At 41.1% G+C, this 22962-nt stretch carries 27 protein-coding genes; 12 read left to right on the top strand and 15 right to left on the bottom strand.

Features of this window, described 5'->3' with window-relative positions:
* Positions 1–2 precede the first annotated feature (2 nt).
* Complete coding sequence (locus SJPD1_RS14005; protein WP_096047697.1) at positions 3–596, bottom strand: hypothetical protein; 594 nt, start codon at positions 594–596, stop codon at positions 3–5.
* Between the two features lie 109 nt (positions 597–705).
* On the opposite strand from SJPD1_RS14005, the gene SJPD1_RS14010 reads away from it, so the two are divergent.
* On the top strand, positions 706–1311 hold the full coding sequence (locus SJPD1_RS14010; protein ID WP_096047698.1) for a class I SAM-dependent methyltransferase: 606 nt from the start codon (positions 706–708) through the stop codon (positions 1309–1311).
* Here SJPD1_RS14010 and SJPD1_RS14015 read toward each other — a convergent pair.
* The 11 genes from SJPD1_RS14015 to SJPD1_RS14065 all read right to left on the bottom strand — a co-directional run bounded on the left by SJPD1_RS14015 (position 1308) and on the right by SJPD1_RS14065 (position 12141).
* A complete protein-coding gene (locus tag SJPD1_RS14015) occupies positions 1308–1850 on the bottom strand; it encodes a hypothetical protein (protein WP_096047699.1) in 543 nt (180 codons plus the stop codon). The genes SJPD1_RS14010 and SJPD1_RS14015 overlap by 4 nt on opposite strands.
* Positions 1847–2971, bottom strand: coding sequence for a metallophosphoesterase (locus SJPD1_RS14020; RefSeq protein ID WP_096047700.1), 1125 nt, complete (start codon positions 2969–2971; stop codon positions 1847–1849). The genes SJPD1_RS14015 and SJPD1_RS14020 overlap by 4 nt, the downstream gene beginning before the upstream one ends.
* Positions 2972–2983: 12 nt before the next feature.
* The gene (locus SJPD1_RS14025; protein ID WP_096047701.1) at positions 2984–4315 is read right to left on the bottom strand and encodes an alanine/glycine:cation symporter family protein; all 1332 of its coding nucleotides are present in this window, start codon (positions 4313–4315) and stop codon (positions 2984–2986) included.
* Between the two features lie 18 nt (positions 4316–4333).
* A complete protein-coding gene (locus SJPD1_RS14030; RefSeq protein WP_096047702.1) occupies positions 4334–5584 on the bottom strand; it encodes a uracil-xanthine permease family protein in 1251 nt (416 codons plus the stop codon).
* A gap of 458 nt (positions 5585–6042) precedes the next feature.
* Positions 6043–7113, bottom strand: coding sequence for a 1-deoxy-D-xylulose-5-phosphate reductoisomerase (dxr, locus tag SJPD1_RS14035; RefSeq protein WP_096047703.1), 1071 nt, complete (start codon positions 7111–7113; stop codon positions 6043–6045).
* A complete protein-coding gene (locus SJPD1_RS14040) occupies positions 7114–7878 on the bottom strand; it encodes a phosphatidate cytidylyltransferase (protein WP_096047704.1) in 765 nt (254 codons plus the stop codon).
* Positions 7879–7935: 57 nt separating this feature from the next.
* A complete protein-coding gene (locus SJPD1_RS14045) occupies positions 7936–8274 on the bottom strand; it encodes a hypothetical protein (RefSeq protein ID WP_096047705.1) in 339 nt (112 codons plus the stop codon).
* Positions 8275–8505: 231 nt separating this feature from the next.
* On the bottom strand, positions 8506–9840 hold the full coding sequence (locus SJPD1_RS14050) for an NFACT RNA binding domain-containing protein (RefSeq protein ID WP_096047706.1): 1335 nt from the start codon (positions 9838–9840) through the stop codon (positions 8506–8508).
* A gap of 249 nt (positions 9841–10089) precedes the next feature.
* Positions 10090–11235 (bottom strand): glycerate kinase family protein, encoded by a 1146-nt coding sequence (locus SJPD1_RS14055; RefSeq protein WP_096047707.1) that lies wholly within the window; start codon positions 11233–11235, stop codon positions 10090–10092.
* Entirely contained in the window at positions 11232–11687 is a 456-nt protein-coding gene (locus tag SJPD1_RS14060; protein WP_096047708.1) for a methylated-DNA--[protein]-cysteine S-methyltransferase, read from the bottom strand. Before SJPD1_RS14060 ends, SJPD1_RS14055 begins: the two co-directional genes overlap by 4 nt.
* 1 nt (position 11688) lies before the next feature.
* Positions 11689–12141: a GNAT family N-acetyltransferase gene (locus SJPD1_RS14065; protein ID WP_096047709.1), complete on the bottom strand. Its 453-nt coding sequence runs from the start codon at positions 12139–12141 to the stop codon at positions 11689–11691.
* Positions 12142–12245: 104 nt separating this feature from the next.
* Here SJPD1_RS14065 and SJPD1_RS14070 point away from each other — a divergent pair, with 104 nt between their 5' ends.
* The 6 genes from SJPD1_RS14070 to SJPD1_RS14095 all read left to right on the top strand — a co-directional run bounded on the left by SJPD1_RS14070 (position 12246) and on the right by SJPD1_RS14095 (position 16803).
* Entirely contained in the window at positions 12246–12647 is a 402-nt protein-coding gene (locus tag SJPD1_RS14070) for a gamma-glutamylcyclotransferase family protein (RefSeq protein ID WP_096047710.1), read from the top strand.
* 72 nt (positions 12648–12719) lie between these two features.
* The gene (locus SJPD1_RS14075) at positions 12720–13337 is read left to right on the top strand and encodes a Crp/Fnr family transcriptional regulator (RefSeq protein ID WP_096047711.1); all 618 of its coding nucleotides are present in this window, start codon (positions 12720–12722) and stop codon (positions 13335–13337) included.
* A gap of 74 nt (positions 13338–13411) precedes the next feature.
* A complete protein-coding gene (locus SJPD1_RS14080) occupies positions 13412–13639 on the top strand; it encodes a YgaP family membrane protein (RefSeq protein ID WP_096047712.1) in 228 nt (75 codons plus the stop codon).
* Positions 13640–13799: 160 nt separating this feature from the next.
* On the top strand, positions 13800–15065 hold the full coding sequence (gene leuC / locus SJPD1_RS14085) for a 3-isopropylmalate dehydratase large subunit (RefSeq protein ID WP_096047713.1): 1266 nt from the start codon (positions 13800–13802) through the stop codon (positions 15063–15065).
* Positions 15065–15637 carry a molybdenum cofactor guanylyltransferase gene (mobA, locus tag SJPD1_RS14090; RefSeq protein ID WP_096047714.1) on the top strand — a complete coding sequence of 191 codons (573 nt, stop codon included), beginning with the start codon at positions 15065–15067 and terminating at the stop codon, positions 15635–15637. The genes leuC and mobA overlap by 1 nt, the downstream gene beginning before the upstream one ends.
* Entirely contained in the window at positions 15634–16803 is a 1170-nt protein-coding gene (locus SJPD1_RS14095) for an EAL domain-containing protein (RefSeq protein WP_096047715.1), read from the top strand. The genes mobA and SJPD1_RS14095 overlap by 4 nt, the downstream gene beginning before the upstream one ends.
* Before the next feature lie 4 nt (positions 16804–16807).
* On the opposite strand, the gene SJPD1_RS14100 is transcribed toward SJPD1_RS14095, so the two are convergent.
* Positions 16808–17938 carry a nitrous oxide reductase accessory protein NosL gene (locus tag SJPD1_RS14100; protein ID WP_096047716.1) on the bottom strand — a complete coding sequence of 377 codons (1131 nt, stop codon included), beginning with the start codon at positions 17936–17938 and terminating at the stop codon, positions 16808–16810.
* A gap of 132 nt (positions 17939–18070) precedes the next feature.
* On the opposite strand from SJPD1_RS14100, the gene SJPD1_RS14105 reads away from it, so the two are divergent.
* On the top strand, positions 18071–18358 hold the full coding sequence (locus tag SJPD1_RS14105; protein WP_096047717.1) for a Dabb family protein: 288 nt from the start codon (positions 18071–18073) through the stop codon (positions 18356–18358).
* Here the strand turns inward: SJPD1_RS14105 and yddG are convergent.
* Positions 18333–19238 carry an aromatic amino acid exporter YddG gene (gene yddG / locus SJPD1_RS14110; protein ID WP_210394385.1) on the bottom strand — a complete coding sequence of 302 codons (906 nt, stop codon included), beginning with the start codon at positions 19236–19238 and terminating at the stop codon, positions 18333–18335. The two genes, SJPD1_RS14105 and yddG, sit on opposite strands and share 26 nt — an antisense overlap.
* Before the next feature lie 51 nt (positions 19239–19289).
* Between yddG and SJPD1_RS14115 the strand changes: the two genes are divergently transcribed.
* Complete coding sequence (locus SJPD1_RS14115) at positions 19290–20336, top strand: phospholipase A (protein WP_096047719.1); 1047 nt, start codon at positions 19290–19292, stop codon at positions 20334–20336.
* 55 nt (positions 20337–20391) lie between these two features.
* Here the strand turns inward: SJPD1_RS14115 and SJPD1_RS14120 are convergent, their stop codons facing one another.
* Positions 20392–20670, bottom strand: a complete 279-nt coding sequence (locus SJPD1_RS14120; protein WP_087439753.1) for an RNA recognition motif domain-containing protein — start codon at positions 20668–20670, stop codon at positions 20392–20394.
* 290 nt (positions 20671–20960) lie between these two features.
* Between SJPD1_RS14120 and moaC the strand changes: the two genes are divergently transcribed.
* The 3 genes from moaC to SJPD1_RS14135 are packed head-to-tail and all read left to right on the top strand — an operon-like array spanning position 20961 to position 22936.
* A complete protein-coding gene (gene moaC / locus SJPD1_RS14125; RefSeq protein WP_096047720.1) occupies positions 20961–21440 on the top strand; it encodes a cyclic pyranopterin monophosphate synthase MoaC in 480 nt (159 codons plus the stop codon).
* Complete coding sequence (locus tag SJPD1_RS14130) at positions 21412–21669, top strand: HP0495 family protein (RefSeq protein ID WP_096047721.1); 258 nt, start codon at positions 21412–21414, stop codon at positions 21667–21669. Before moaC ends, SJPD1_RS14130 begins: the two co-directional genes overlap by 29 nt.
* Positions 21670–21682: 13 nt before the next feature.
* Complete coding sequence (locus tag SJPD1_RS14135) at positions 21683–22936, top strand: DUF6781 family protein (RefSeq protein ID WP_096047722.1); 1254 nt, start codon at positions 21683–21685, stop codon at positions 22934–22936.
* The last annotated feature ends 26 nt before the right edge of the window (positions 22937–22962 follow it).

Below are 22962 nucleotides of genomic sequence, written 5' to 3' on the forward strand. Positions count from 1 at the left end.
GGTTATTTTATAGTTATTACTTTATCAAAAAATTCTAAAATTTTGCCTACCCTTGCCTGCCATAAACGTGAAAAAAGCATTTTTTCTTCCGCATTGAGTGTTTCAGTAAGTAACTTTTGCATCAAAGGTTGCATGAGCGGGTCAACCTCAATACAACTAGGATTATAAGCAATATCCACAAATTCATCCGTATCCATCCGCTGCATTCTTACATGTAAAGGTATTTGAGCATTAAAAAACATCAAATCTGTGCGTTTGTGATGAGCCCCTAAACCTTTAAATCCCCAATGATCGGTTGCTCCTGTTATCAGTGAAAAGACATTCGCAACGACACCCGTTGTTCCTTCTTTTTGCGCCTCTTTAAAGAAAACTTTGATACCACCTCGTTTGGGTATCGCGTTAGGATAAAGCGCTTTAAGCCCTTCTCTTACCATCAAATAAGCGCCTGCAATCGTTGGACAACTATGTCCTGCACTTTTGACAACATCTAAATAACTAAAAACAATCTCTCCCTTTTCAAAAGCGCCTAACACTTCTGAGAGAGGATCCTGTAGCGTGATGGTTTCTATCGTATCAAAAAAAGTAGGGTATTTCATGGTGACTCCTTCATATGATGAAAAGATTGTAACAAAACTAAAAAAGAATGTCATTGATTTAAATTGTGTTACAATAAACTGACAATAACGCTAAAAAACAAGGGTGCAGATGCAAGCATTTTGGAATGAAAAATTTCAAACAAACCATTTCATCTACGGAGAAGCGCCCAATCATTTTATTAAAGAGAACAGTGACCTTTTACTTCAAGCACAAAAAGTGCTTTGTTTGGGCGAAGGCGAAGGGCGTAATGCCATTTTTTTAGCCGATAAAGGTCTTGAAGTCGAAGCTTTGGATGCTTCTGATGTAGCGCTTTTCAAACTGCGCAAACGGGCAAAAGAGCATTACGTTTTTATTAAAATCCGCCATACACTCTTGGAGTATTGGCAACCTGACACACTTTATGATGCCGTCATCTGCACCTATCTTCACCTCGCAAAGCCTAACCAAAAAATGCTTTTTGAAAAAGCAATCGAAGCGCTTGCCCCTCAGGGCTATTTTATTGCCGAATTTTTTAGTGAAAGCCAGATTCACTTTGAGAGTGGAGGTCCCAAAGATCTTACGTTCCTCTACGATGTCAATGATATTCTGGATACCGTAAAAAATCTCTCTTGCAAAATTTTGAAACTGGCACAAGAGGTTGTTACCCTAAATGAAGGCGATAGTCATATCGGACGGGCGAGTGTTATTCGCATTATCTTACAAAAGACAGCTTAGCGCTCAATTGTCCCATAATAGCGACTTCGTTCTAAATTTTCTACCCATTTATAATCAGGGTCATCCCCTATTTTTGCCCAATATAGCACGCCCGAATTGCGCCAGGGATCAATTAAGATACCCGTACGAAACGGTGCGCCTTTTGCGACAACAACGACGGAATTGTGCTCATTAAATTCACCCTTATTCGCAACACCCCAACGCAAATCAAAACTTTGGTACTTTTGGCTTTTCAGATGCGTGATCATATCTTCGCTCCATTGATAGCAAAGCCCTCGCTCTTTAAGCCCTGTATTAATCAAAAAATTATGAAACGTTGGTGGATAGACAAGCCCATAACGCTCGGCTAAAACTTGAGGGTACAGCAACGATTCATAAGCGAACATACGCGCTTCTTGGTAGTCCACATCGGGGCTTAACTGTGTTAACTGCGTGGTGAGGGCAGAGACCTCGTTTGGCATTACATGTAAAGCATCTTGTTTGGCGCTACAGCCACCTAAGATAAGAGAAAACAAGAGAAGAAAAAGAAACTGTTTCATGCTTTTTTGACTTTAAGATTGATTTTGACGATTTCACTAGGCGCCATAATACGCACCGCTGGACCCCAAAAACCCGCACCATTACTGACAAAGACTTGTGTGTGCTTTGAGTGCTGATACAGACCACTTAAATAAGGCTGATCAAGGAGTACCAAAAGACCAAAAGGAAAAATCTGTCCCCCGTGTGTGTGACCACTAAGAATCAGATCAATCTTTTCATCGGTCATTTCTTTGACAATTTTAGGTTGATGGGAGAGCAAAATTGTTGGCAATTCTGGCTTTACATGTAAAAGTGCACGCTTTAGATCAGGTGGCTCAAAATCAAAACGTTTGCCGGACATATCCATCGCACCCGCAAGATTAATCGTATGATTGATGACAATAGAACGGTTGGAAAGAACATGAACGCCCAAAGTACGAACATACTCCATAATTTTATGAACGCCGTAAAAATACTCATGATTTCCCGGCACATAGTAAACACCCAAACGACTCTGAATGGTGCGCAAAGAGTCAAGTTTGTCACCAATTTGAGTCACCGGCATATCGATCAAATCACCGGTAATGACAACCATATCCGCATCTAAAGCATTTACTTGCTTCACCACAGCATCCATAAACGATTTTCCAAGGGTTTTGCCGATGTGCACATCCGTAATCTGAACAATGCTGAGCTCTGATTCCAACCCATCAATAAAAACATCGACCTCTTTAATGCGCGGTGCTTTCATACCATTAAGAAAGCCTTTAGCAATGTACGAAAATGCCAAAATAAGCATCGTAACATCAAATACCATTTTGATAAACAATCGTCTGGAATAATCATGTGGGATTTTGGCATAAGGAATATGAAAGAGATCGTAAAGTATCGCCACACAAAACAGCATAAACGAGACACCGATCATCGCCGAGAATAATGTGTACAAAATGGGGTCAAGATTGTCCAAACGAAGGACTAAGAAGTAGCATATTTCGCACAGGGTAATGGCGATCATCACCCATTTGATCACACCTTGAATCTTGAAAAACAGATCCAAGCGTTTGAGAAAACGCTTGTAACTGTAAAAATTAATAAGCGATAAAACTGCAATAGCTGCAAATGCGAACGAAAGGCGAAACATACCCTATTTTCCTTACTTAAGACTCTCAAAATAACGCTTACTCTCAGCCGAAATGACACGAGAGAGAAGTAACAGCGCTACAAGGTTTGGAATTGCCATCATACCATTCATAAGATCTGAAAAATTCCAGACAAACTCAAGTTTCAGCATCGAACCGACCATCACGCCTACAATAAATAAAACACGGTATAAACGAATAAATCGCTCACCGAAGATGTACTCAAATGCTTTTTCACCGTAATAACTCCAACCCAAAATCGTCGAATAGGCAAATAAAACGGTTGAAATCACAACCACGATTCCGCCAAATGTTCCTAAGTAAAGCTGAAAGCTTTGCATTGTCAGTGCACTTGGACTCACCCCTTGTTGCCAAAATGGCGAGATCAAGATAATGAGTGCGGTCATCGTACAAACCACTAAAGTATCAATAAATGTTTGGGTCATGCTGACTAAGGCTTGACGTACAGGGTCGTTTGTTTTGGCTGCCGCTGCCGCAATAGGTGCTGAGCCAAGACCTGATTCATTGGAAAAGACACCACGTGCGACACCGTAGCGAATAGCTGCTGCCATCGTAGCGCCTACAAATCCACCACCCGCAGCAATCGGGCTAAAGGCATAATGAAAAATAAGACCAAAAGCATCACCTAATTTATCAAGGTTCATGGCCAAAATAACCAAAGAGACAGAGACATATGCCAAAATCATGAACGGAACAAGAAATGAAGTAAAGTTACCGATCGATTTAATGCCCCCTAAAATGACCACGGCTGTTAGGGTTAAAAGAACCACACCTGTCACCCATGTTGGAACGGCCATTTCACTACTTAAAATCTGAGCGACTGCGTTGGCTTGTGTCATATTACCAATGCCAAATGCTGCAATGGCGGTAAAAATAGCAAATGCCATACCCAGTTTCGGCATATTAAGCCCATACGTAAGGTAGTACATCGGTCCGCCCTTAAAACCGTGATGATGCCCTTTTTGACGGTATTTCACCGCTAAAACGGCCTCAGAGTATTTCGTTGCCATTCCCACAAGTCCTGTCATCCACATCCAAAAAACAGCGCCAGGACCACCCAGTGTAATCGCTGTAGCGACGCCTACGATGTTACCAATACCCACCGTTGCGGCAAGGGCTGTCATAAGGGCGGCAAAGTGACTGATTTCACCCTCACCATCACTCTCTTTGTGAAAAATAAGTTTTAACGCATGTGGCAATGCCCAAAACTGCATACCCCGTAAAATAATCGTCAAATAAAGACCTGTACCTACTAGCAATACAAGCATTGGAGCACCCCAAACAATACCTGAGAGCGTCGCTACCAATTTTTCAATCATCTCCATCTATCTTCCTTAATTTCTTTATTGCTCACTGATATGATGCCCTTTAGGCAACACTAAATTGAGTACAATACCCACGATCGCACCTAAACCAATACCACTAAATGCAACGCCACCCATATCAACGACCATTCCACCAATGGCTAACACCAAAATCATAGAGACAATGATCATATTGCGAGGGTCATTCATATCGACTTGCTCTCTCACCATCGTTCCCAAACCAATGGAAGCGATAATCCCAAAAAGAAGTAGCAAAATTCCGCCCATAACGGGGACTGGAATTGTGGCTAAAAGTCCTCCCAATTTACCTACAAAGGCTAAAAGAATCGCAAACAGTGCCGCCCACGTCATAATGGCAGGATTGAACGCTTTGGTAATCGTGACCGCACCAGTCACTTCAGAATAGGTTGTATTAGGAGGGCCACCGAGCATTGATGCCGCCGTTGTAGCAATCGCATCGCCTAAAAGTGTGGTTTTCAAACCTGGTTTTTTCAAATAATCGGTTTTGGTGACATTGCTGATGGTTAAAATACCACCGACATGCTCTACCGCTGGGGCAATGGCAATCGGTAAAATGTAAAGAATCGCTTCAAGATTCCACTCAGGAGTTACAAAATTTGGTATGGCAAACCATGCTGCTTTCGCCACTGAATCAAAACTGACAATACCTAAAATTAACGAAACTGCGTACCCTGCAATAATACCACACAAAATAGGCAATAATTTCAGCACACCTTTCCCTAAAAGCGCTACCAAAAGCGTCACGATCAACGCTGACATCGAAACCATCATCGCTTGATGAAGAGGAACCAACACCATCGCACCATCGCCCGTTTTTCCCATTGCCATATTGACGGCCACAGGCGAGAGAATCAACCCAATCGTCATAATAACAGGCCCTACCACGACAGCGGGAAAAATCTTATGCAAAAAGTCTGAGCCTTTAATGCGCACGAGGATACTTAAGAAAAAATAGAACAAGCCTGCCGCGGCAAGACCGCACAGCGTCCCTGCTAATCCCCATGTTTTAAGCCCATAAATAATCGGCGCTATAAATGAAAAGGATGACGCCAAAAAGATGGGAGGAATCTGTTCACGTGTGGTCAGTTGAAACAAAAGCGTTCCAAGACCTGCGGTGAAGAGCGCAACATTGGGGTCTAACCCTGTCAAGATTGGCACTAAAACCAATGCGCCAAAAGCAACAAATAAGAACTGCAACCCAATAATGCTGTCCTTAAACCTAAAATTGTAGTCTGTTTTGTGTAACATCAATACCTCTCTTTGATTCTATTTTTACACGCTTTTGGGGCAAAGCCCGAAAAGCTACGTTGCACTGGGCACTAAAGCTTGCCTCGTACGAGGCAGAACTTATCTCTTATCCTCTTTACATGTAAAACATTTCACTCACATTTTATCATCTCTACGTTTGGGGCAAAGCCCGAAAAGCTACGTTGCACTGGGCACTAAAGCTTGCCTCGTACGAGGCAGAACTTATCTCTTATCCTCTTTACATGTAAAACATTTCACTCACATTTTATCATCTCTACGTTTGGGGCAAAGCCCGAAAAGCTACGCTGCACTGGGCACTAAAGCTTGCCTCGTACGAGGCAGAACTTATCTCTTATCCTCTTTACATGTAAAAAGTCATTCACACTCATTTGTAACATCTCTATTTTTTGGGGAAAAGTCCGAGCAGAACGTATCTTCCAACCCTTTTACATGTAAACCTAAAGGGCTAAGCAGTAACGCCTCACTTCGCGGTCGATCTCAAAGACCTCATCCAAACTTTTAGGAATTGCATCTTCAAAGTGTCGATAGGCTTTAATCGTTCGCTCTGCTAGTTCTAAAATATTAATCTCTTGATTAAAAAACTTCGCGATACCCACTTCATTGGCAGCATTGATGACAACACCACGTGTTGGGTTGGCAAGAACATCGTCTTTGATCTCCCAAATAGGATAACGTGCCGCCTCAATAGGGCGAAAAGAGAGAGAACCAATAGATGCTAAATCAAGGGAAGGTAAAATAGGCTCTTCCACTTCACCTACCAAAGCAAAGGCAATGGGAAGTTTCATATCCGCAACCGCTAAATGAGCTGTGGTGCTACCATCTTTAAAATTTACAAAGGCATGTATTAGGGATTTTGGTTCGATGATGGCATCGAGTCTATCAACACCAAAAAGCCATTTAGCTTCTAAAAGCTCAAAAAGCTTGTTGGTCATCGTCGCACTATCAATGGTTATCTTTGCGCCCATACTCCAATTGGGATGTTTAAGGGCGTCTTGAAAGGACATCGTTGAGAGTTTTTCAAGGGGAGTATCTCGAAAAGCACCCCCACTTGCCGTAATGGTCATACCACTTACGGGGCGTTTTCCTAAAAGATACCACAAACCAAAATGTTCACTGTCAATGGGGGTAATATGAGAGGTATCCAACAGATGCCCAGCAACCACGAGGGATTCTTTATTGGCAAGTGCCAAACGTTTTCCAAGTCGTAGTGCTTCGATGCTAGGAGCTAACCCCACAAATCCAACCAAAGCATTGACAACCAAATAACTCTGTGTTTTTTGTAAAAGCTCTAAAATACCCTCTTTACCAACAAATACATTGGTGTGATTGACTAAAGTACGATCTTTCGCGTCACTAATGGCGACATATTTTGGGTGGTGCTCTTTAATTTGTTCATTGAGAAGTGCAATATTTTTACCCGCAACAAGGGCTTCCACCGTAATACCAAAACGTTTGGCAATGATCAGCGCATTGACGCCAATGGAGCCTGTTGATCCTAGGAGTACCACTTACGCGAGCCCTCGAAGCAGGATGACCATGACCACGCCACCAAAAAGGTAACCATCAAGTCTGTCTAACATGCCACCATGTCCCGGAAAGAGCGTGCCACTATCTTTTAGCCCAGCCTCTCGTTTGAGATAACTCTCAAAAAGATCGCCAAATACAGATGCCACAGAGGTCACAAACGCAATGAAAGCTGAAAGCCACAATGGAATCAAAAACGTTCCATACAACGCACCTGCCACTGTCGCAATCACCACACCGCCGATGACACCTTCGAGTGTTTTATTGGGCGAAGTTGGAGAAAAAGGTGTTTTACCAATGCTTTTACCCACGCAATACGCCCCCGTATCGGTAAGAGCTACAACGATCACGAGCCATACCAAAACGGACATACCAAAATCGTGGTAAAGAGCGTAGAGAAACAGCATCGAAACCGAAGGGTATAAAAAAGGTGCAAGAAGTTTATAATTCACATTTTTAGTGTAAGCCATAACAGCTAAAAATCCAATCAGTGCTAAATAGATCAAATCATCAGGATTGGGATAGACAAATGCCGCTAACCATAAAAGAACCGCATACACATACAGTTTATTGTCTTTGACATCAAAAAGGTTCATTGCCTCATAAAAAGCGAGTAAATACATAGCACCAAGAATGAGCCATGTGAGGAGTGCGTTGTTTAAAAATGCGACCACTATAGCAAATGCGAGCATCACGAAGCCCGTGAAAACGCGCTGCTTATTTGATTCGTAGAGTGCTTTAAAGTTCATAGGGACTCTTTTAAGGATGTTGTCTAAAGAGGCAATCATAGCAAAGTCAAGGTGAGGCTAAGCTTTAACGTCTAAATGGCCATCGTGTACTGCAGGAACTTCCTCTTCTTCGGCTTTAGAATGCTCTTTCATCTCCTCATGTTGCTTCATTTGCTCTTCTGTAGCACCATTTTCTTCTTCACTTTTTTGGCGCTCATGCTCATTTTCAGGATCAATTTTATAGGTCTCTTCGGCAGGCCTAACATCTTCCACAATCTCTTCTTTTTCATTTTGCATTGCTTCAGCAATCATGCTTTGCATTTGAACACTGTTTTGGTAGTCCATCTGTTTTGCTGCTTGTACCGTTACCATTTGGTTCGCATAAATGACATTTCCAATAGCACCAACACTTGCCATAAAAGCCTCCTTATTTTTACACGCTTCTTAGGCAAAGCCTCAAAAGCTACGTTGCACTAGGCACTAAAGCTTGGCTCTACGAGCCAGAATACTCCACTACTCTTTGTAAATTTTTAAGGTTTGATACTCTTCATAAGCAACGTTACTATTTTAACACGTTTCTTAGGCAAAGCCTCAAAAGCTACGTTGCACTAGGCACTAAAGCTTGGCTCTACGAGCCAGAATACTCCACTACTCTTTGTAAATTTTTAAGGTTTGATACTCTTCATAAGCAACATTCGCTCCATCAAAGGGTTTGACGTTTTTACGTTTCGTATAATCGACCAAATAGCCACCTTTTTGAGCCATGCTAAACTCCACGCACAGTTTTGCGGCAAATATGAGAACAGATTCAGGAACGTTCTGTTTTTCAGTGCAAATAATCACATGAGAGGAAGGCATATCTTTTACATGTAACCATATATCGCTCTTTTTCGCTTCTTGTAAAAGTGCGATGTTTCCTTTTTCATTTTTACCAAGCAGTATGCGATAACCCTCTAACAAAAAAGTCTCATAAAGATTGCTCTCATCGCCTTTTTGCTTTGATTTGCGCTGTTTGGGTACTAAAATCTGTATCTCTTCAGGGTCATGCGCCGCGTTAATCACACCTACCATTCGCTCCAAGAAGAGTCGTTTCTCGTCTAAGTTCTCTTTTTGGCGATGCACCGAGAGCGCTTTTTGGCGCAGTTTTTTTGACTTTTTAAAGAGCATATTCGCCGCCATTTGCGGTGTTTGTGCTTGGGGAAGGTTAATCGTCACTTCATTGCCTTCAAAATCCACCAGTGTCACCGCTTCTTGATACCCTTTGATCGTGTTGGTATGCAAATGTGCTAAAACCAAGGTTGCCTCTTTTTGTGCCTCGTCACTTTTCACCATCAACTCTTCTTCATTCTCCAGGGCATCAATCGCCTGAACAAGCTTCGTGATCTTTTTTTCCACCTGCGCAATTTTCTGTTTTTTGATCTCTTCAAGCTTTACATGTAAACGTTTTTCATACGAGGCTTTCAGATACTCTTCGATACTTCCACCCAGCTCAAATGGCTTCTCTTTAAGCTCTTTAGGCGGTAATTTTTCCAGTATTTCACCCACCTTAACACTGCGAAAAGAGACACTGGCATCAATATGACGCATTGCCTCTAAAACCACCTCATTTTCATCTAAGATAATCGCGTTGGTATTGCGCCCCGTGAACTCTAACTGTAACGTTGTACGCATCGCTTTATAACTCGAACTCGCCATCACCCCAATGCGCCAAATACGATTCCCCTCTTCCACTTCCATGCACTCAATCTTCGCATTTGAAAATCGCTTGGCAAGCAGAACATCAAAGGGTGCGGTGTAACGCTTAGCTTGTTTGAAATCCTCTTTAAAAAACATATACGAATCCCCACGCCCAAGGTCAATAAAAAGTGGTTCTCCCGCTTCAAAAATAATGCGTAAGACAGAGTCATCCACACGGTAAATCGAAGAAATTTTATGGTACTGCTTTAAATAGTCATTGATACAAACAAGTTCACTGTGTTTCATACATCTCTTTTTCATTTTGATACGCTTTATAGGCAAAGCCTAAAAAGCTACGTTAGCCACTAAGGCACTAAAGCTTGCCTCTGCGAGGCAGAATGATGGTGTTCGTTTTCAAATGATCATACGGTTCTATAAGTAAAGCTCTAAAAACTACGTTAACACTGAGTTTCCTTCGGCAAGATGCCCGCGCACCTTTGGTGCTTTTGCCTCTGTGATTGTATTTATTTTGCCAATGGTACTGAATCTTGCTTCTTATAAGGCAGAATTTTTCAAGGCTTTGATCAGTCGAAAAATCTCTTTAGTACTCTGTTTTATCAGCTTCTGAGCGCGTTCTTTTTCCATTGCCTCTTCCAAACTCATCGGGTAGCGCATCACGGAGAAAAGTGCATCCACACCCTCGTGTTCTTCAAGCTCATCGGCAATGCCGCCCCCTAAGGCAATGAGGGGCACATCTGCTTTTTGACAACGCTTTGAGACGCCACTGAGTACTTTGCCCATCAAAGATTGCCTATCAATGCGCCCTTCTCCCGTGATGACGAGCGTCGCATTTTTAAGGTGGTCATCAAAGCTGATCTGATCTAAAATAATCTCAATGCCTGAGCGAAGTTTGGCGGCCAAAAAGGCTTGCATACCGCCACCCATACCACCCGCAGCACCTGAACCTACGTGCATTGCCACATCTTTTCCCAGTGTAGCTTTCAGTATATCCGTAAACTGTTTCATTCCTGCGTCAAGGCGTTCGATCATCGCCTCATCGGCCCCTTTTTGCGCGGCATACACATGCGCTGAACCACTGGGTCCATACATGACATTATCGACATCGCACGCAACAATAAATTCACATGCTTTAAGTTCAGGCAAGACATGGCTTTCATCCACATGATGCACACGCTCCAAAATAGCGCCACCCAACCCAAGTTCTTTGCCAGATTTATCCAAAAAGCGATACCCAAGTGCTTGAAGCATGCCAAGGGCGGCATCATTGGTCGCACTGCCACCAATGCCGACAATAAACTTCTGACACCCTCTCTCAATCGCATCTTTCACCATTTCACCCACACCAAACGTTGTGGTCACAAGCGGGTTACGTTTCTCTTTGGGCACAAGCGGGAGCCCTCCTGCTTGTGCCATCTCAATAACAGCCGTGATACCATCTTCCAAAATGCCATACTGCGCGCTGATAGGATTCATCAACGGATCATGCACGTTACATGTAAGGATTTTTCCTTTGACATTTTGCATGATCGCGAAAAGCATTCCCTCACCACCATCGGCAATATAACAGACATGGACATCCGCTTCAGTGTAAACCTCTTTAATACCCTCTTCTATCCACGCTGAGAGTTCCTGAGAACTTGCACATCCCTTAAATGAATCAATTGCTAAAACCACTTTCATCGATATTTCTGCTCTAATGCTAATAAATACTCTTTACGCCACAATCCTCCACTATACCCACCAATACCGCCATCTTTGGCAATGACACGATGGCAGGGAATCACAATGGCAATTTTATTTTTTCCGTTGGCATTCGCAACCGCGCGCGTGGCTTTAGGATGCTTCAACAGTTCCGCTTCGAGACTGTATGAAATGGTCTCACCATAAGGTATGCCTTGAAGGACATGCCATACGCTTTCTTGAAAAGACGTTCCTTGAGGGTGCAATGGCACTTCAAACGTTTTGAGCTTGCCTGCAAAATAAGCCTCTAACTCGTGTTTGAGCTGTTCAATATGCTGATTAGATCCTTCTAAAACGTCCCCATTCTCGTCAAAATCAAGCGCACAAATACCGCGCTCATCCGCAGTGATTAACAACATACCCACAGGCGAAGAAAAAGTGCAGTGTACCATGCTAGCTCCTTAGTACTTTGCGCATACAGACGCTGTTTTCCATCCCCACATAAGGTGCATAATTGGGAATGACCGCATACCCCATTTTGGTATAAAGGGCAATTGCTTCGGGTTGACCCTTACCCGTTTCCAATTGAGCATACAAAAAACCACATTCTTCTGCCCACGCGTGCAACTCCAAAAGGAGTCTTGATGATAGACCACGCCTACGATAGTTGGGCTGAACAAACATGCGCTTGATCTCAACCGTTGTATCATCAATCTTTTTAAAACATCCGCATGCAACAGGCAGATTATCTTCATAACCGATTAATGCGGTTTCAATAGGATCTAGCACATTGTGTTTGTCATACAGCGCTTGCTCTTTACCATAACGCCTATTAAGCTCTAAATCCAACGCATGCGTAAGAGCGCAAAAATCTTCATGCATGTTGGTTGTTTTACATGTAAACATTGAAAAACCTTGGATGATTTCTTATTATTATACCCTCTTTGCATAATTTTTGAGCAACCCAGTGGTGACAAAACGTGGTATCATTTTCTATCAAGGAGTCACGTATGGCACATCTTTTCACTTATGGATCACTTATGTTTGAAGACGTCTGGAATAGACTGATCAAAGGAAATTATCTCTCACAACAAGCAAGCTTGGCAGGCTATGCAAGACGTTCCGTCAAAGGAGATGAATACCCCGTTATTTTTAAAGCCAATGAACTGGTAGAAGGAGTCGTTTATTACGATATCAATGAAGAAGATATGGCTATTTTGGATGCCTTTGAGGGTGAATATTATCAACGTACAGAAGTAGAACTTCTGGTAAAAAATGAGCCCATCCAAGCCTGTGTGTATGTTTTAAAAGAGAAGCACTTTGATATTATCGACCCTAAGCCTTGGAGTGAAGCACTTTTTGCAACCGAGGGTATCAAACGCTTTTTAGCACACTACAAAGGGTTTGCATAATTCACCCCCTTCATTACGAATTTTGAGTAAAATTTTTGTACAATAAAGCATTCTTACATGTAAAGGTAAATAATGCTGAGTTTGAACGAGTTTGAATTTGCTAAAGCCTTAAGTAGCGAAGAATTTGAATACCTTATGCACCATGCAAAACGCGTTTCAATTCCTAAAAATACCATACTTTTTTACCAAGAAGATATTTGCAAAGATATTTTGCTTTTAGGCAAAGGCGAGATAGAACTTTATATGTATGGCGAAAACGATAAAAAAATCCCTTTGTATGCGCTCAAAGAGGGAGAACAATGCGTCATTAACACTTCAAGCACAATCTCTCAAACACCCGCCATTGGTACTGCACAAAGCTTGAGCGATGTTGAGGGGTGGATGGTCAGCGAAGAGGTCGTTAAGCATCTAATGCACCAATCCCCCACATACCTCAACTATGTTTTTTCACTCTTTACGATCAAACTTGATGCCCTAGCTACACTCATTCAAGACATCAAATTTAAAAAACTCGATAGCCGCATTCTAGAATGGCTCAGAACACATCATTCAAACCTTGTACAAGCAACGCATGAAGAAATTGCGGAGGCATTAGGAACATCGCGCGTTGTGGTGAGTCGCGTACTCAAAGACCTCGAAAAACAAAATATCATTCGTCTCCATCGTAAAGAAATAGAAATTTTGTCATAGATTTGTAACGTATGTTACTGACAAATAAAGCTTTTTTGTTTTATAATAACCAAAATCAAAATAAAGGATTCAAAATGAAATGCAATGTAGGAAAAACAGACAAGATGATTCGCGCGATTGCAGGTATTGCTGTCATTATCGTAGGAGTGATCTACAACAGTTGGTTTGGATTGATTGGTGTCGTTTTATTAGGAACAGCCCTTATTCGCTTTTGTCCAGCGTACCTCCCATTTTCGATCGATACCTCCAAAGGTGATGAAGGTGGCTCTTGCGGTGGTGGCGGTTGTGGTTGCGGCAAATAACCATTTTTTAATACTGCATGTAAAACAAAAATAGCTTATAAAATTACAAGCTATTCATTTCCAAGAGTTGTCCTTTGCGGCAACTCTTTTCTCTCTCTTTTTTTCTTAAACCTTTTTTTGCTAAAATACCCCTATTTTACATGTAAACAAAAGGCATACCATGGGACAAACCATCACTGAAAAGATTTTTAGCGACCACGTGGGTCACGCTGTCAAAGCAGGCGAAATTATTAAAAGTAAGATTGATATGGTTATCGGTAACGATATTACCACACCTATCTCAATCAGAGCGTTTGAAGAAAGTGGTGCGACCAAACTTGCCAATCCCGATGGTTTTAGTATCGTCATGGATCACTACATCCCCGCCAAAGATATCGCCAGTGCCAATCAAGCCAAAATCAGCCGCGAATTTGCGTACAAACATGACCTCAAACACTATTTTGATGAAAAAGATATGGGTATTGAACATGCACTTTTACCTGAAAAAGGGCTTGTCGTTCCAGGCGATGTCATCATCGGTGCAGATTCACACACCTGTACACACGGCGCACTTGGCGCTTTTGCAACGGGTATGGGCTCAACTGACCTTGCGTTTGCGATGATTACCGGTGAGAACTGGTTTAAAGTACCCGAGTCCATCAAAGTGGTTTTTAGTGGCAAACCCAAACCCTATGTCTACGGGAAAGACCTCATCCTTGAAGTGATCCGCATTTTAGGGGTGGATGGCGCATTGTACCGCACACTTGAATTTACAGGCGACACGATTGGTTATTTGAGCATGGATGATCGTTTTTCATTGTGCAATATGGCAATTGAAGCGGGTGCGAAAAGCGGTATTGTTGCCGTTGATGAGACAACCAAAGCATTTTTAAAAGATAAAAATCTTGCACGTGAACCAAAATTCTTCTACTCCGATGCGGATGCTGAATATATCCAAGTTCTTAATATCGACGTAGCGAACCTTGACCCTGTTATCGCGTATCCATTTTTACCTTCAAACGGTAAATCCATCAATGAAGCCGTCAAAGATGATCTAAGCATTGATCAAGTCTTTATCGGCAGTTGTACTAACGGTCGTTTGGAAGATTTACGCATTGCGGCAAAGATTCTTAAAGGTCACAAAGTAGCACGTAAAACACGTCTTATCATTACACCCGCAACACAGAAGATCTCCTTACAAGCACAAAAAGAGGGGCTTGTTGATATCTTTGTTGAAGCAGGGGCGGTCTTTAGCAACCCAACCTGTGGCGCATGTTTGGGTGGATACATGGGCATTTTGGGCGAAGGGGAACGTTGTGTCTCTACGACCAACCGTAACTTCGTAGGACGTATGGGCGCTCGTACCAGTGAGATTTATCTTGCTAACTCCGCCGTAGCAGCTGCCAGTGCGATTATGGGCAAAATCACCGATCCAAGAACACTTTAATGCTTTTTATCCCACTGCCTTTAGTCATTGTAGCTGGGGGGAAAAGTTCACGTATGGGAAGCGATAAAGCTTTGCTTCCCTTTGGCGATTTTAAAACACTGACCGAGTTCCAACTTCACAGGCTCAAACCCTATTTCGCCAGTTTACATGTCAGCGCAAAAAACAGCGCAAAATTTGAGTTTGACGCCTCGTTTATTGAAGACATTGGCAATTATAGTGAGCACTCTCCGCTCATTGCGTTGCTGTCTATTTTGGAGCACTTTAAAACACCAGTATGCATTCTGAGTGTTGATACCCCTTTTGTAACACCCGAAGTCTTTGAAAAACTTTATGAGCAACTAGATCATCATGATGCCGTTATTGCCACTTCGCCGTGTTCATCACACCAACTCTGTGCTATTTATGCGCCTTCCATTATCGAAAAAATTCGCGAACTACTCTCGCATAATGAGCACAAAATACGCCTTGTATTGCAGCAAAGCAATACCCATTATGTCACTTTCGAAGACGATACTTTGTTCTTAAATCTTAACTATCCCGAAGAATACAACAAAGCACAGGAGCTTTTATGATTGATGCCCTCACCAAAGTCTCTTCCCATAGCGCCTTTGAAGAAAAATTGCTTACATGTAAAAGCCCCAAACTCTTTTTGGTCGATATTAAGCAGTTTAAAAATATCAATCTTGCCTTTGGTGATGAAGGTGGTAATTTTGTCTTGTGTGCCTTTTCTTTAACACTGCAAAGCTTTGCAAAAGAGCATGAAATGGAGCTTTTTCGTATTCAAGATGATAAGTTTATATTGCTACTAGACACGCCCTTTGAACTCTCAAAAATGGAGTGCATTACGTTATCTCTTCGAGATACAATACAACGCCTAAGCTATGCTTACCAAAATCAAAATATTGATCTTGAGGTACATATGGGGATTAGTTTTGACCACTATGAGCCTTTGGAAAAAGCACGCAAAGCGCTTCTGGTTGCGAAGGCTGAAAATCAACCGTTTGTGACCTATTCTGAATTTGCCAATATGCTTATGAATGAAAACGAAGAAGCAATCGAATCCATGATAAAAGGTGCGATTGAGAGTGGACAAATAGTCCTTCATTTTCAAGCCATCGTTGATCAAAATGAGCAACCCTCTTATTATGAAGCGCTTCTTCGCCTAGCCTATCATCAAACCGTACAATCGCCAAAACTCTTTTTAAAAATTGCAAAAGAGCGCAACCTCTATGATGCTCTCTTTAAAAGCATTGCCAACAAAGTAGCACAGCTTTGCGATCAAACGCATTTGCGTCTTGCACTAAACCTTTCTTCTGAAGACATTGTAAACCCTGAATATTTGAGCTTCTTAAAAACATGTTTTTCAGGTAAAAATAGTGTCTTAGAAATTCAATACGATCAAAAAACCTCTCTTGATGTTTTAAAAAATGCGATACGTGAACTCAAAGAGGTGGGGTTAAGCATTGCTTTGGACAATGTGGATAACGAAAAACTCATTAGTACATTTGAAACGGGAATGATTGATGTCGTCAAGGTATATGGTGAGCTGATACGGCATCTCTCTCTTGATGCTTCTGCTCAGTTTACATGTAAAACAATGGTCGCATTATGCAAAAGCAAAAATATCCAAATTGTCGCGACGCAGCTTAACGCTAAAGCCGTTTTAGAGGCTGCTCGAGAGCTTGATTTTGACCTCTTTCAAGGGTATATCTTCGAGCAACCTCACACACTAACGTAAATACTTATTTCTCTTGTGCATCAATTAAAGCGTCATCGATTTTAGCAAATTCGATGACTTGTAAACCTTTATGGTCTTTCATAAAGGTTTGGGCACTCTTGAACGTTTTAAAAGGAATAAACTCTTTACCCATAGGACCCATAACATCGCTTCCTACTACATAAAATGCTTTCTGTCCATCTATGGCTTCCCCCGTATAGTAATCACTCACTAATATCTTAAGCTCAGCATCTTTATGTTTCGTATAATTTCCCCATTTTGCAGGATCTTTATAGAATTTCAACATATCTTTTACGCCATCAAACGCATGGCTGATTTGTTTACCATTTTCAACATAATTCATTCGCGCTGCCCATTTAGGGTATTTATAAGCAAACATGCCACATACGGGGCATTTTTCATCTTTTTCCACATGGATGGTTGTTGTATGATCATGCGCTTCAAGGCGTACAACTTCCCATAAATACAGTGAAACAGCCTGTAACTCTTGTTCATTCACCGCTCCACAAAGCTGTGTTTTTTTCAAGCCAACTTTGAGTTCCGCAATGGTATTAAAATCATGCAAATGGATTTGATCTTTTTGGCATTTTGCATTGTAAATCTTCTCACCCATTGGATATGCACCTTTTTGCTTTTTCTTAACAAATTCGTCCACATCATCGTTTAAAGAAGCTTTTGCTTTGGCAAACGCCGCATCAAAATTCATCACTTCGCCACCATTTTCAGTTGCAAATGCCTTTGCATCGGCCTCATGGGCAAAAGCAAGCTTACTGACCATACTCATTGTTCCAGGAACTTTGGAGCCTACAACATAAAAAGCACTTTTGACATCGATCAGCTTTTCACTTTTGACATCGGTAACAACAATTTGCTTGACTTGAGGCTCAATGGACTTCCAATCTGCAGCTAAACAGCGCATGGAACAGTATTGTTTTGCCGTACCATCTTTTAAGATAACGCTATGGGATGTTTTGTAGAACATTTTCAAGCTCATGCCACAAACGGGACAATACGCTTTTTCATCCCCTTTTTGTAATAACTCAGGCTCACCTATTGCCATCTTGTTGAACTCTTCTGCATGCAATCCCAATGCTATAATGACTGCGAAAAACAGTGCCCATATGCTCTTTTGCATACCTTTCTCCTTTTAAATAATATTGTTGAGTTTATTCCCAAAGTATTAAATTAGTGTTAAATGTCACACTCAATACCATCATCTTTTTGACATACGAATGCGCTATAATTATTCTAAAATTAAGGAGAAAAGATGGTTAAACATATTGTATTTTTCAAGCTACCCGATAATTCTGAAGCCAATAAACAAGCGGTAAAAGACCGCATCATGAGTATGCAAGGCAAGCTTGCTTTTGTCAAACATCTTGAAGTAGGTATCAATTTCTCACCCGAAGAGCGTGCGTTTGATATTGCCCTGATTAGCGATTTTGAAACGAAAGAAGACTTACAAACCTATGCAACACATCCTATTCATTTGGAAGTCATTCATTTCATCAAATCACTCAATGCTGTCTCTAAAGTGGTCGATTACGAGTACTAATTTTTTGCCACATTCCCTCAAAAAAAGAGAATGACGAGACAATGGAGCCAAGGACGATCAAAACACAGGCAATCCAAATTGCACTGTTTGGAGCTGATCGTCCAAAGAGAACAAGCATCAACGTTGAAAGTAGCGGCGTTGCGTACGAGAGAGAGCCTATCAGCTTGATATCTCCTTGTTTCATCCCATAATCCCATACGAAAAAAGCAATACCAACCGGTCCAAGTCCCAATCCAATTGCCGCTAACAACTCTTGTGTATTGGGAATATAGGTCCTCTCAAACACGAGATGCGCCACAAGTGAGAGCAGTGCACTTGCGCCACAAAAACCGCCAACGGAAAGTGTAGGAATAGCGCCAAAATAGCGGGAGAGGACAGAGTAACTGCTCCAAATAAATGCACAAAAAAGTGCATACATGTAACCTTGTGCATGTTGAGAGGAAAAAGCAATCTCTTTATCAAAACCTAAGAGCATAAAGGCTCCAAAGAAACCTAAAAATGCTCCCATAAAGTGAAACCATCTCAATTTTTCACTGGGCAAGAAACTACTAAGAAGTACAATGAGTAAAGGCCAAAGATAATTAATCAGGTTAGCTTCCAAAGCGGGAGCGCTTTTGAGGGCTAAAAAATAGAAGAAGTGATAGCCAAAGAGACCGTAAATACCTAGTAACCAAACTTTCCATGGCAATTTAAGATGAACAATAATCCCTTTCCCCTCCTTAATCCATAAAAGAAGCCCCAGTGTAAAAGCAATACTAAATGCAATACACGTCAATTCAAAAGGAGGAATAGGGTTGGTAAACACTGTAAAAAGTGCTAATGTTGCCCATAACAATATGGCAATCATCCCTGCAATGTTTCCTTTTTGTACACGATTCATTTTCATATCCATTATTATTGCGTTATAATTTCATCTTTTGAAAGGTAAAGAGTGAAAAAAATACTTCTCTGTGCTATTGTAGCACAAATTCCTTGGGCACTTTTGGCGAGCGACACCAGTGTTCTGGAGGAAAAGGCAACGCATGGTGATGCACACGCTGCTTATGAATTGGCTAAATACTATGAAGCTCAGCACGAATCTGATCGTTCATTGTTGTGGTATAAACAAGCTGCTATTTTAAGTTTGGAAACAAAAACAACACAAAATAAAGCACTTGAAAGTGGTTTAACAGAACAACTTCAAAAAATTGAGCGTAAAGAAACCGTGTATAGCTCATTTTTAACGCCATACAAAGACGATGAAGAGACCAAAAATTCAGTGCAACAAATGGTAACGCAAAGCTTCGATATTGCTCCGTATAAGATGAATTATCTTTTACCAATTACGTACGATGCTGTTAGCCATGACAATAGGGATCATCAAGAAACAAAGTTCCAAGTGAGTTTCCAAAAGGGATTATCGGATAACCTTTTAGGCCTACATGAAAGTTTTGTTGTTGCGTATACCCAAACATCATGGTGGCAAACAGCCGCAGAATCAGCTCCATTTCGTGAAACAAACTACCAACCTGAGCTCTTCATGATTATGCCTCACTTTGATCAAGACAGCTTTATTAAAGCGTATCAATTTGGTATTTTGCATGAATCCAATGGTCAAGGCGGTGAAAAATCACGCTCTTGGAACCGCTTGTATGCTAAAACATTTTTGCAAGCGGGTGGGCTTGTCATTGCTCCACGTATTTGGTATCGTATTCCAGAGAACAGTGCAACAGATGATAACCCAAATATAGAGGACTATCTAGGTTATGCTGATCTCGAACTGACGTACCCATGGAAAGCACAAACCTTTAAATTACTTATAAGAAACAATCTACGTTCAGAAAACAATAAAGGTGCTGTACAAGGGGATTGGACATTCCCACTTTGGGAAAAAGATTTATTTGGATATGTGCAACTGTATAGTGGTTACGCGGAGAGTCTTATCGACTATGATAAACGAAGTAATCGTATTGGTCTAGGTTTTGCCCTTTCTCGATAACTAAACGTAAAAGAAACTCCACCAAAACGATGTGGGGTTTCTTTACATGTAAGCGTTAGTTAAAATCTCTAGGAGATCTTCTTGGACGCTCTTCTCTAGGTCTAGCTTCATTAACTTTTAAAGTTCTTCCGCCGATCTCTTTTTCATTTGTTGCTTCGATAGCAGCTTTTGCTTCTGAATCATTTGGCATTTCAACAAAACCGAAACCTTTTGATCGTCCAGTCTCTCTATCACTGATGATTCTTGCACTTGATACTTCACCATACGCTGAAAACATCTCTTGAAGTTGTTCTCCCGTCATCTCATACTTTACATTGCCCACGTAAATATTCATTTACCGTACTCCTCATTTTTGGATCATTCACGTTACCTTGTGCCCGTAACTTTCGTTAACCTTAAGATAACACTGAACGACTTTGCAAAATCATTGTAGCATAAAATCAAGATTTCTAAGCAGAGAGGCGATTGTTTTTACGAACAATGAGAAGAAATGACACACTCTTATCACACACTCTCTTAAGAGAAATGGTGTTATAATAGATCAAACTTCTTGCGAATGCGAGAAATTTAAATGCACGTTTTCAAGAGTTTTTACAAAGCTCAATCAAAAATAAAGAGGGGCGGATGAAACTAACCCATTTAGATGAAAAAGATCGACCGAAAATGGTCGATGTTAGCGACAAAGTAGAGAGTTTTAGAGTTGCAGTTGCCAGTGGCACAATTACAATGAGTCAAATCGCATTTGATATGATTATTTCACAGCAAACAAAGAAGGGACCCGTTCTTCAAACAGCTGTTATTGCGGCCATTATGGGAACGAAAAAAACCAGTGATCTTATTCCTATGTGCCACCCATTGATGCTTACTTCTGCGAACTGTGATGTTGAAGAACTTCCAAAACTTCCAGGATTTAAACTAACAGTCACAGCAAAACTCAAAGGGCAAACAGGCGTCGAGATGGAAGCGCTTACAGGAGTCAGTATTGGTCTTCTAACCATTTATGATATGTCTAAAGCTATTGATAAATCAATGGTACTGAGTGATATTCGCCTTGAATCCAAAAGTGGAGGGAAAAGTGGAAACTACACCCGAACTTCAGCTTGATTATCCTTGTCATTGGGAATATAAGTTGGTTCTAAGTTCTGAACATAATGTCACAACCTTAGTGCAGGAGATACTCGAAGATCGTATACATGAAATTCGAAAATCACAAAATAGTACCAAAGGCAATTACGCCAGTTATACCCTACGCATACTTGTCCATAATGCTGACGATCGTAAAATGCTTTTTCAAATGCTCAAAGCACATCAACATATAAAATTCGTACTATAAAAGAGAGGTTACCATGGAATCCACTTACACTATTTTTTTAGCCACGCTCAAAGAGAACAAAGAACATGCCGATCTTTATAAACTCATCAGCGAGCTTACTTTTGAACTTTCACGTAAAAAAATTCAACGCCTGAAAGACGAAGTGAATATCAACAATCGTATAGGAGAGCTATTTGAGCTCTATTGTAAAGCACTACACGATGAGGGACTCAAAACATCTCGTGCTATTAGTAGTGTCATCGATGGTCTTTTAAAAGCAACCACTCATGAGAAAGAGGCATTTTTATATAAAAGTATTTATGAAAAAGAGCAGCTAGAAAAGAGTATTTATACACAAAAACAACAAATTCGCGCAACACTTGCAGATACTTTTAACACCATAGAAACACATATCGTATCAATACAACCTGAAACACAACAAAATGCCTTGACAGCAGTACATGACACGAAACTTCGTGGAATTGAAATGCTCGGAATTTTAAAAGAGACAACGGCAGAGGCACTATTAACTACTCTTGAGAAGGGCAGTGATATTGCAGATACGATTCATGAAATCACTAAAAATCTTACATTTCAGACCATTCATGAAGGTGATTTTACAAAACAGCGCATGATCAATATCTCCAGTACAATTATTGGCGCGAGTATTGAAATTGCAGATGAAGACTTAGGACATGCCAAAGATATTTTAGATGGCTCTATCAATGGTGTAAGAGAAGGTATCACGAAAGCGATTGAGAAGTTTAAAAATGATCTTAAATACGCACCAACAGATGCAATGGAAGGACTCCTTGAAACAGATCTTTCAGAGCTTCGTAAAGACCTTGTGCGCATTGACGAACAGTTTATCACTCTCTTAGAGGTTCTTGCTTCTCAGAGTGAAGGTATCTCAGCTAGTCTTGTTAAAGAGATGATCAAAGAGATGACGAGTTCAACGGTCAAAATTAAACGAGCCGCTAATGATGCCAAAGAGGTCATTGGTGAGCGTATAGAACAACTTAAGGCCGAAGCTTCAGTCTTTGAAAAAACCTTTAAAGACAAAGCTGAGAAAAAACTCGAATCACTCAAAAAAGATGTCAATGAATTTGAGAAAAAAGCCTCTGCGAAAGTGGAATCATTTAAACAATTTGAATTTGAAAACGATACAGCCAAACAAGTCGCACAAGAAGCGAAAAAATTAGGGTTTCGTGCATGGGAAGTAGCAAAAAATATGATGGATGGCGCCGTAAAGGGGGCTAAAGAAGCCATGAAAAAAGAGGACAAATAGCCCTCTTTTTAGCTTTACATGTAAAG

Origin of the sequence: Sulfurospirillum diekertiae (genome assembly GCF_002309535.1) — a bacterium.
GTDB classification, from domain to species: Bacteria; Campylobacterota; Campylobacteria; order Campylobacterales; family Sulfurospirillaceae; genus Sulfurospirillum; species Sulfurospirillum diekertiae.